8 protein-coding genes are annotated in these 9,942 nt (G+C 64.8%); 1 reads left to right on the forward strand and 7 read right to left on the reverse strand.

The features are described from left to right. Positions 1-127 precede the first annotated feature (127 nt). Together EOA38_RS17325 and EOA38_RS17330 are read right to left on the reverse strand one after the other, a co-directional pair. Positions 128-1,018: a DUF427 domain-containing protein gene (locus EOA38_RS17325; protein ID WP_127299789.1), complete on the reverse strand. Its 891-nt coding sequence runs from the start codon at positions 1,016-1,018 to the stop codon at positions 128-130. A gap of 2 nt (positions 1,019-1,020) precedes the next feature. After that, entirely contained in the window at positions 1,021-2,676 is a 1,656-nt protein-coding gene (locus tag EOA38_RS17330; protein ID WP_127299790.1) for an ABC transporter substrate-binding protein, read from the reverse strand. Between the two features lie 126 nt (positions 2,677-2,802). Between EOA38_RS17330 and EOA38_RS17335 the strand changes: the two genes are divergently transcribed. Next, positions 2,803-3,711 carry a LysR family transcriptional regulator gene (locus tag EOA38_RS17335; RefSeq protein WP_127299791.1) on the forward strand — a complete coding sequence of 303 codons (909 nt, stop codon included), beginning with the start codon at positions 2,803-2,805 and terminating at the stop codon, positions 3,709-3,711. A gap of 6 nt (positions 3,712-3,717) precedes the next feature. Here EOA38_RS17335 and EOA38_RS17340 read toward each other — a convergent pair whose 3' ends face one another. The 5 genes from EOA38_RS17340 to EOA38_RS17360 all read right to left on the reverse strand — a co-directional run. Beyond that, positions 3,718-5,739, reverse strand: coding sequence for an ABC transporter ATP-binding protein (locus EOA38_RS17340; RefSeq protein WP_245480861.1), 2,022 nt, complete (start codon positions 5,737-5,739; stop codon positions 3,718-3,720). Then, positions 5,732-6,616 carry an ABC transporter permease gene (locus EOA38_RS17345; protein WP_127299793.1) on the reverse strand — a complete coding sequence of 295 codons (885 nt, stop codon included), beginning with the start codon at positions 6,614-6,616 and terminating at the stop codon, positions 5,732-5,734. The genes EOA38_RS17340 and EOA38_RS17345 overlap by 8 nt, the downstream gene beginning before the upstream one ends. Then, positions 6,613-7,566: an ABC transporter permease gene (locus EOA38_RS17350; protein ID WP_126095351.1), complete on the reverse strand. Its 954-nt coding sequence runs from the start codon at positions 7,564-7,566 to the stop codon at positions 6,613-6,615. Before EOA38_RS17350 ends, EOA38_RS17345 begins: the two co-directional genes overlap by 4 nt. A gap of 70 nt (positions 7,567-7,636) precedes the next feature. After that, complete coding sequence (locus EOA38_RS17355; protein WP_126095350.1) at positions 7,637-9,301, reverse strand: ABC transporter substrate-binding protein; 1,665 nt, start codon at positions 9,299-9,301, stop codon at positions 7,637-7,639. Positions 9,302-9,563: 262 nt separating this feature from the next. Beyond that, positions 9,564-9,942, reverse strand: a 379-nt coding sequence (locus EOA38_RS17360; protein WP_281060105.1) for an enolase C-terminal domain-like protein, incomplete at its 5' end; no start/stop codon positions are given.

Below are 9,942 nucleotides of genomic sequence, written 5' to 3' on the forward strand. Positions count from 1 at the left end.
TCTGTCCTACCGGCTAATCTCCCCCCTTGCGGGGGAGATGTCCGGTAGGACAGAGGGGGGTGTGAAGGAACGCCACGAAGACGGTTTTCATTTTGCGCCCTCGCGTTCCTAGCCCAATGGGGACCGCTCAGAAATACCCGTCGGATGCCGCCGTCGCTTCCTTGGGGATCTCCACCCCGTCGACCAGGATCTTGTCGACCAGCTCGTGATGAAAACACACCAGCCCCTTGATGCGCTCGGCCTCGTGCACCGGCTCCGGATAATACCAGACCAGGTTCTCGTGCCGCTTCTTAGGTGTGGTCACATGGTAGTAGTTGGAGATGCCCTTGTAGGGGCAGCGCGAGATGTAGCGGCTGGGCGTAAACATATCGAGCCGCGTGTCCGAAATCGGCAGATAGTGGCGCACCGGATGGCCGGTCTCGAACAGGAAAACGCCGCGCCGTGAATCGGCGACTTGCTCGCCGTCGAGGATCACCTGCACGCGCCGCGACGAAGGCAGGCAGTCGACGCGGCGGAACGGATCGCGGGCATGGACGAAGATCTCCTCGTCCTCTTCCCACCAATGCGTCATCTTCGGCCAGTAGAAGGATATGTAGTCCGCGATCGGCGGGCATCCCTTGACGGGGTCGAGATAGCGCCAGGCGCCATCCTCGACCAGCGTGATGCCGGTGTTCAGCGAATAATGTGTGGCCACGCCCTTGAACGGATCCTCGGTCGTTGTCCGGCTCGGCAGCAGGAACTCCTCGCGCACGTCGCTCATCGGGAAGTAATAGACCGGCAGATGGTCGCTCTCATAAAACACCAGCGCCTTGATCGTGTCGGCGACGATCATCGGCCCGACCTGCACGCGCAGCCGCTTGGGCGAGGGCATGGTGAAGGCGACATAGCCCGGCTCGAACTCGTACTGCACGATATTGTCGAGCAGCGGGAAATGCGGCCCGCGGCCGCGCAAATGAGGCTTGCGAATGGTAGTCGTCCTTTTTTCGTCGTTGGCAGCCAGGGCTTTGCGCGCGACCATGATCAACCTATCGATACCCGGTCGAGCAGCAGCCCGGCGGCGATCGGCGGCAGGCCGCTGACATTCTTGCGCACCGGCACCAAAAGGTCCGGGAAATAGCTGAAGATCACCGGCGTCTCGTCGAGCAGCAGCTTCTGGATATCCGACGCGGCCTTGCGCTGTGAATCGAGATCGAGCGCCTTGAGATAGCCGGTGACCAGCCCGTCATAGGTCGCATTCTTGAAATGCGCCGCGTTCCATGGACCGTCGCCGACCAGCGGACTTCTGAGGAAGACGTTCGGCACGCTGCGATGCGCGTAGTCGGTGATGCCGAGCGGGCTGTCCAGCCAGTCGGACTGGCCGAAGACGGCCTTGCCGTAATATTTGTCCTGGTCCTCGATGTTGAGCGAGATGCGGGCGCCGATCTCCTTGGCGAAGTTCTGGAAGAGCTGCGCATAACCCGGAATGTCGGAATAGCGCAGCGTCGTAAGCGTCATGTCGAAGCCGCCCCCCAGGCCTGCCGCTTCCATCAGTTGCTTGGCCTTGGCGATATCCTGCGTGCGCTGCGCCACCGACTTGTCGGTCGCGGGGAAAGCCGGCGCGAACGGGCTGTCATTGCCGGTCGCCGCCATGCCGCGGCAGAGCCCGTCGACCAGCTTCGAGCGGTCGATGCACAGCGCCAGCGCCTGGCGCACGCGCTTGTCGGTGAAGGGCGCCATGTCGCAGCGCATGTGGAGCTGCCGATGCGCCGTGGAGGCGACACGCAGCACCGTGATGTCCGGATTGCCGAGCACCACCTGGCTGACGTCGAGCGGGATGGCGTCGAGCACGTCGACCTCGCCCGCCTGCAGCGCCAGGATGCGCGGCTGCACGTCACCGTAGAACTTGAACTCCAGCCGGTCGGGCAGCGCCTTCTCGCCCCAATAATCGGGGTTGCGCACGAAGCTTGCGCCGACCTTCGGCGTGTAGCTCTCCAGCCGGAACGGCCCGGTGCCCTCGAAGGTCTTCTCGTAGTCGCCCTTGTAGCTCGCCGGCAGGATGACGGCGTTGTAATTGTCGATCGACACCGAATAGGGGAAGCTGCCGTTCGGCGCGTCGAGATGGAACTCGACGGTGTGGTCGTCGACCTTGCGCGTGCCGCCCTTCGACAGCAGGCCCTTGAACACCGAGAGCGCGTTGGAGGCGCCGTTCGGGTCGGCGAGGCGGTCGAAAGTCGCTACCACGTCATCGGCCTTGAAATCCTCGCCATTGTGGAATTTCACGCCCTTGCGCAGCTTGAAGGTCCAGACGCTGCCGTCGGCATTGGGCGACCAGCTTTCCGCCAGCACCGGCTTCAGCGTGAGGTCGGGCTGCGTCACGCACAGGAATTCGGCCGTCTGGAAGACAAGCTGGTAGCTGCCGCTGTCATAGAAGGTCACCGGGTCGATGGCGCCGCCGGGCACGGCAACGCCGGCGCGCACCGTGCCGCCCGGCTTGCCCTCGGCGCGCGCTTGCGGCGCGCCGAGACCAACCGCCGAGGCGATGCCGCCGAGGAATGGCAGCGAAAGGCCGAGCACGCTGCCATGACGCAGGAATTCGCGCCGGCCGATCCTGCCGGCGAGCAATTCATCGATAGCGGAATTTTCGATTGCGCTAAGATTTCTGCGAGCGGCGTCGATCGTCCTGAAATGCTTCGGCATGGCTGCATTCCTTGGCTGGCGTGGAGGTTCTGCCATCTAGTTCATTGTTGACCACGGCCGAAAAGCGATATTTTTTGATGAGGGCCATCGGAATCTTCGATTGCCGCCGAGCCGGGGGCGAAAGCCATGGACACCGAGAATCTGCGCAGTTTCCTCGAGGTCGCGGAGCATGGCAGCTTCACCGTCGCCGCCCATCGGCTGAACCTCGCCCAGTCCACCGTCAGCGCGCGCATTCGCGGCCTGGAAGAACAGTTGGGGCGCAAGCTCTTCGTTCGCGACAGCGATGGTGTCACCCTGACGCCGGCCGGCCGGCAGTTCCTGCCGCACGCTTCGACGATCACCCGGACCTGGGAGCAATCGCGTCAGGACATCGCCGTTCCCGATGGCTACGAGACGCTGCTGAGGCTCACCGCGCCGGCCTATCTCTGGGACAGCATCACCTCGCCCTGGATCGACTGGATGCGGGCAAAACGGCCGAACGTGGCGCTTCGCCTCGAAGGGAGTTTTCCCGATCTGGCGATCGACCAGATGGCCGACGGCCTGCTCGACATCTGCATCCTCTATCTGCCCAAGCCGCATCCCGGCATCGTCTATGAGACCTTGGCCGTCGATCAGGTGGTCCTCGTCCAGCATACGGCGCAGGTCGGATCGTGGACGCAGAACTACATACTGATGGACTGGGGGCTGGAGTTCCGCGTCGAGCATGACCGCGCCTTTGCCGGCATGGTGAAGCCTGCGATCTCCGCCGGGCTGGTGTTCATCGGGCTGCAGCACGTGCTGTCACAACGGGCGGCCGCCTATCTGCCGCTGAGCGCCGTCAGCGGTCACATCGAGCGCGGCGAACTGAAGCGCGTCGAGGACACGCCGGTGTTCCAGCGCCCGATCTACCTTGCCTATCCGGAGAACCCGGCCTCTTCCGATGCCCTCGACATCGCGCTCACGGGCCTGCGCACGCTCGCCAGGAACCTGTCGGGCGATCAAGCTTTCGCGGAGAGCGACCGCGCCTTCAGCATGGCAGGCGCGGCGGCATTCTGACGGCGATCACGCCGGCTCCACGGCCGTGGGCTTCTGCAGCCTTGCCAATTCCTCAAAAGGGATATGGCAGCGGATCGTATGGCCGGGTTCGGCCTCGATGAGCTCCGGCTCCTGCGTCTCGCAGATGGCGCCGATCTTGCGCGGGCAGCGCGTGTGGAAGACGCAGCCCTTCGGCGGATCGGCGGCACTTGGGATTTCGCCGTCGAGGCGGATGCGCGCGCTCTCGGTCCGGTCGAGTTTCGGCACGGCCGACAGAAGCGCTTCCGTATAGGGATGGTGCGGGCCGGAAAAGACCGCTTCCGACGGCCCGAACTCCATGATGCGGCCGAGATAGAGCACGGCGATCTTGTCGGAGAGATAGCGCACCACGCCGAGGTCGTGCGAGATGAAGATGTAGCTGACATCCTGCTTCGACTGCAGGTCGGCCAAGAGGTTGAGGATCGCCGCCTGCACCGAGACGTCGAGCGCCGAAGTCGGCTCGTCGCAGACCACGATGCGCGGATCGCCGGCAAAGGCGCGCGCGATCGCCACGCGCTGCTTCAGCCCGCCCGACAGCTGGCGCGGCTTGACCGCGAGATGCCGGTCGGTGAGCCGCACCGAGCGGACGAGCTCTTCCAGCCGCGTGTCCAGCGCCTTGCCGGTCAGCCCGCCCAGCCGCTTCAAGGCGCGGCTCAGGATATGCCGGATCGAATGCGAGCGGTTGAGCGCCGAATCCGGATTCTGGAAGACGATCTGCACCGCCTTGACCTGATCCTCGGTGCGGTTGGCAAGCCGTGGCGCGAGCTCTCTGCCCTCGAGCTCGATGCTGCCGCCTTCGTCCGGCGGTACGAGGCCGAGCAGCAGCCTGGCGAAGGTCGTCTTGCCGCTGCCGGATTCGCCGACCAGACCGAGCGTCTCGCCGGGCCTCAGGCTGACCGAGACGTCCTTCACCGCCCTCAGCGGCCGGCCGTGGCTGGCATAGGTCTTGTTCAGCCCCTCGACCTGCAGCACCGGCGGTGCCTGCTTGGGTGCTGCGGCGGGGATCTCGGCTGGTGTCGCGCGCGGCAGCGACTGCGCCTTGTCATGATAGTGGCAGCGCGACAGTCGGCCTTCCCCCAGGTCGTAGAGCGGCGGCGGCTCGCTGCGGCAGCGCTCCGTCGCCAGGGCGCAGCGATCGGCGAAGGCGCAGCCGGTGATGTTGGCGCCGATGCCGGGCAGGAATCCGGGGATGGTGTCCAGGCGGCCCTGGTCCTTGCGCTGGCCGCCGCGCGGCAGGCAACGCATCAGCGCCACCGTGTAGGGATGGCGCGGATCGTTGAAGACGTCCTTGGTCGAGCCTTCCTCGACCAGCATGCCGGCGTAGAGCACGCCGACACGGTCGCACATCTTCGAGACGACGGCGAGGTTGTGGCTGATGAACAGGATCGAGGCCGAGAGCTCGCGCCGCAATTGCGCGATCAGGTCGAGCACTTCGGCTTCCACCGTCGCGTCGAGACCCGTCGTCGGCTCGTCGAGGATCAGCATCGACGGATCGTTGGCCAAGGCCATGGCGATCGCCACGCGCTGCTGCATGCCGCCGGAAAGCTGGTGCGGGTAGCGCTGCATGACACTTGCCGGATCGGAGATGCGCACCCGGTTCAGCATGGCAATGGCCTTGTCGCTCGCCGCCTGTCCAGTGACACCGGCGAGCTCAAAGATCTCGGTCAGCTGGCGGCCGATGCGCAGCGACGGGTTCAGCGCCTTGCCGGGGTCCTGATAGACCATCGACACGCTTTCCGCCCGCGCCCGCCGCAGCGCTTCGCCATCGAGCTTCATCACGTCCTGGCCGTCGAGCGCGATCGAGCCGCCGGTGATCGAGCCATTGCGCGGCAGGTAGCGGACCACAGCGAGCGCCGCCGTCGACTTGCCGCAGCCGGATTCGCCGACGAGCCCGTAGGCCTCGCCGCGGCCGATGGTGAGGTTGACATTGCGCAGCACCGCCCGGTTGCGGCCGCCGACACGGTAGGCGACGGAGAGATCTCTGAGCTCGAGTGCGTTCTTGTCAGTCATTGAACGCTCCATGGACGCCGTCCGCCACCAGGTTGACGCCGATCACCAGTGAGGCGATCGCCAGGGCGTCGAACAGCACCGTCCACCAGAAGCCGCCGCCGATCATGCCGTAATTCGAGGAGATCGAGAGGCCCCAGTCGGGGGAGGGCGGCTGGATGCCGAAGCCCATGAAGGAGAGCGTCGCGACGGCGAAGATCGCGTAGCCGAGACGTACCGTCGTCTCGACCAGGATCGGCGGGATGACATTGGGCAGGATCTCGACGAACATCGTATGCAGCGCGCCTTCGTGGCGCAGCTTTGCCGCCGCGACATAGTCGAGCTCGCGTTCAGCAAGCACCGCCGAGCGCACCGTTCGGGCGATGATCGGCGCGAAGCTCAGGCCGATGACGACGATGACGGTGATCTTCGACGTGCCGAGCGCGACGATGGCGAGCAACGCGATGATCACGACCGGGATCGCCATGAAGGCCTCGAGAACGCGGCTGACGATGTCGTCGACGATGCCCCGGAAATAGCCGATGAGGAGCCCGAGCGCGGTGCCGGCGACGGTCGCGAGCAACGTGGCTAAAGGCGCCACCGTCAGGATGTCACGCGAGCCGACGATGACGCGCGAGAAGACGTCGCGGCCGATCTGGTCAGTGCCGAACCAGTGCTCGGCCGACGGTGGTGCAAGCGCATTGATGATGTCGTCGGCGAGTGGGTCGTAAGGCACGAAATGCTCGCCGAACAGCGCGCAGATGATCCAGAACAGGACGATGCCGAGCCCGGTCAGGAACGTTCCTGACCGCAACAGCGAGTGCAACACCTCGCCCCAGGGACCGCGCCGCGTCGCGGTGTCGGGTGTGGGCAGGTTCGCGGGAGTATCCGTCGCGCTCATTGCTCTGCTCCCAGCCGGATGCGCGGATTGAGCACGGAATAGAGGAAGTCGGCGACCAATGTGGCCACCGCATAGACGATGCCGATGGTGAGGATGCCGGCCTCGAGCATCGGGAAATCCTTGCCGCGCGCGGCGGTGAAGATCAGCGAGCCGATGCCCTGGTAGCGGAACAGCGTCTCGATCACGACCAAGCCGCCGATCAGGTAGCCGGTCTGCGTGGCGATGACGGTGATGGTCGGCAACAGCGCGTTGCGCAGCACGTGTCGCCAGATCACCGTGCGCCATGGCAGGCCCTTGAGCACGGCGGTGCGAGTATAGTCGGAATCGAGCGCCTCGATCATGCCGGATCGCGCCATCCGGGCGATATAGCCGAACAGCACCAAAAACAGCGGCAGCGACGGCAGGATGAGATAGTAGAGCTGGGTGAAGAAGCCGGCGCCCTTCGGCCAGGAAGCGGCGATCGGCAGCCAGCGCAGCCACACGCCGAAGATCAGGATCAGGATGATGCCGGTGACGAATTCCGGCAGCACCGTCACCGACAGGCCGCCGAGGCTGATGATGCGGTCGAGCGGCCGGTTGAGGTTGAGCGCGGCGATGACGCCGCCGAGGATGCCGATCGGCACCACCAGCACGAAAGCGACCAGCGCCAGCTTCATCGAATTGCCCAAAGCGTCGATGACGAAGGGCGCGACCGGCGCGCGGAAAATGTAGGACGTGCCCATGTCGCCATGCAGGAAGTTCCAGATCCAGGTTCCGTACTGGACGAGCAGCGGGCGATCGACGCCGAGCGAATGGTTGAGCGCGTCGACGGCGCGCTCATCGGCGAATGGCCCCAATATGGCGCGCCCGACATTGCCGGGCAGCACCTGGCCGCCGAGGAACACCATGACGCTGAGCAGGAACAGCGTAATGAGCGACAGGCCGAGGCGCCGGACGAGGAAGGCGAGGATGGCGAATACTCCTATTGGAGCCGGCTCTCCGCGGAGAGCCGGCTGTCAGGGATAAGCTTGTTCGCTGTCGTCAGGCCTTCGATGCCTTTTCCAGGAACAGCTGCGACATGGCGGTGGGCTGCACGCCCGTCACGCCCTTCGCCGTCGCAGTCAGGTAGTCGTAGAAATAGCCGAAGATCACCGGCGTTTCCTCGAGCAGCAGCTTCTGGATCTTGCCGGCGCTGGCCTTCTGCGCCTCGAGGTCGAGGGCCGCGATATAGCTGGTCGCCAGCTGGTCGTAGTCCTTGTTCTTGAAGTGGGCGGCATTCCAGGTGCCGTCGCTCTTCAGCGGCGCCGCGAGATAGACGTTCGGCACGCCGCGATGGCCGTAGTCGGTGATGCCCATCACCGAGTCCAGCCAGTTCGACTTGCCGAACACCGCATCGCCGTAATAGGCGCCCTGGTCGAGGATGTTGAGCTCGAGCTCGATGCCGATCTCCTTGACCCAATTCTGGATGAGCTGGGCGTATTCGGGGATTTCCAGATAGCGCTCGGTCGTCAGCGTTACCTTGAAGCCCTTGCCGGCGCCGGCCGCTTCCATCAGCTGCTTGGCCTGCGCGATGTCCTGCTCGCGCTGCGGCACGCTGGTGTCGGTCGACGGATAGGCGCTCGCAAACGGGCTGTCGTTGCCTTCCTGGGCGCGGCCCTTCATCAGGCCGGCGACCAGCTTCTTGCGGTCGATGCTGAGCGCGATTGCCCGGCGCACCCGCGGATCCTTGAACGGGTCGGAATCGCAGCGCAGGTGCAACTGCTGGTGCGCCACCGACTTCAGGCTGATGATGTCGACATTCGGATCGTTGAGCAGACCGACGCCGGCCAGCACCGGCATCTGGTTGATGATGTCGATCTGGCCGCCCTGCAGCGCCAGGATCTGCGGCTGGATGTCGGTGAAGAAGGTGAACTCGGTGCGTTCCGGCAAGGCCTTTTCGCCCCAGTAGTCCTCGTTGCGCACGAAAGAGGCGCCGACCTTCGGCGTGTACTTCTCCAGCTTGAACGGCCCGGTGCCGTCGAAGCTCTTTTCGTAGTCGCCCTTGTAGCTCGCCGGGATGATGACGGCGTTGTAGTTGTCGGACGACACCATGTAAGGGAAGTTGCCGTTCGGCGCGTCGAGGTGGAATTCAACCGTGTAGTCGTCGACCTTCTTGGTGTTGCCCTTCTGCAGGATGCCGCTGAACACCGACAGCGCGTTGGACGAGTTGGCGGGATCGGCGAGGCGGTCGATGCTGGCCACCACGTCTTCGGCCTTCATCTCGCCGCCCGAGTGGAATTTCACGCCCTTGCGCAGTGTGAAGGTCCACACCGTGCCGTCGGCGTTCGGCTTCCAGCTTTCCGCCAGCGCCGGCTTCAGCACCAGGTCCGGGCCGTCGATGCAGAGGAATTCAGCCACCTGCTGCATCACCAGCAGGCCGCCGGCGTCCGCGATTGTGACCGGGTCGATCGCTGCGGCCGGCACGCTGCTGCCGACGCGGATGGTGGCGCCCGGCGTCGCTTGAGCGCGGGCAAGCGAGGGCGCGGCGCCAAAACCGGCGGCCATGCCGATGCGGCCGAGAAGCGGCAGCGACAGGCCGAGCAGGCTGCCGTGGCGCACGAATTCGCGGCGGCTGACGCGGCCGTCGATAAGGCCATCGATGAGGTGGTTTTCGAGCGGCGTGCGGTTGCGCCGGATGAGATCGAGAATGCGGTAGTTCTTGCTCATGGGTCTGAACCCTTTCCCCAGTTCTTGTGGTTGGCGAGTGCGTTACAGTTGACGGTTCCGTGGAGTTCTCCTGTCCCGGCCATCGTCAAGAATTTCTGTCGATCGAACTGTAGCATGCAGGTTGATCCGGTCCATCCGCTCCTTGAGGGGGGAAGGTCAGATTTTCTTGATGCATGCCTTGTCCGGTCTCGCGGTCCGATCGAAATCGCGGCCGCTTCTTCTACTCGGTCTGTCGCCTCCTTTCCTTTGACGGTCTCCTGGTTCAGTTCAGCGGCAGCCGGCGATAGGTGCCGGGCTTCGCCGGGTCGTGATACTTGTTGCAGGGCCCGTTCTCGACGAAGTCGCGATGGCAGGCAGCGAGCCTGTCGCAAGACAGCGTTACGCCGAGGCCATAGCCTTCCGGCACCGGCACGGTGTTGTTCTTCGGCGCGAACGGCCCTTCCTCGATCACGTCCATCGGCTGCATGCGGAACAACGACTGGTTGGGCTCTCTGATCCAGCCGAGTGCTGAGCAAAGATGCAGGTAGCAGGCGCTGCCGATGCCGGTGTCGCCGCTGTAGCACCAGTAATCGATGCCGGAATGCTCGCAGGCGCCGATGAAGCGCAGCATGCGGACGATGCCGCCATGTGCTGTCGGATTG

The sequence above is a fragment of the Mesorhizobium sp. M1E.F.Ca.ET.041.01.1.1 genome (assembly GCF_003997355.1).
In the GTDB taxonomy this organism is placed as follows: Bacteria; Pseudomonadota; Alphaproteobacteria; order Rhizobiales; family Rhizobiaceae; genus Mesorhizobium.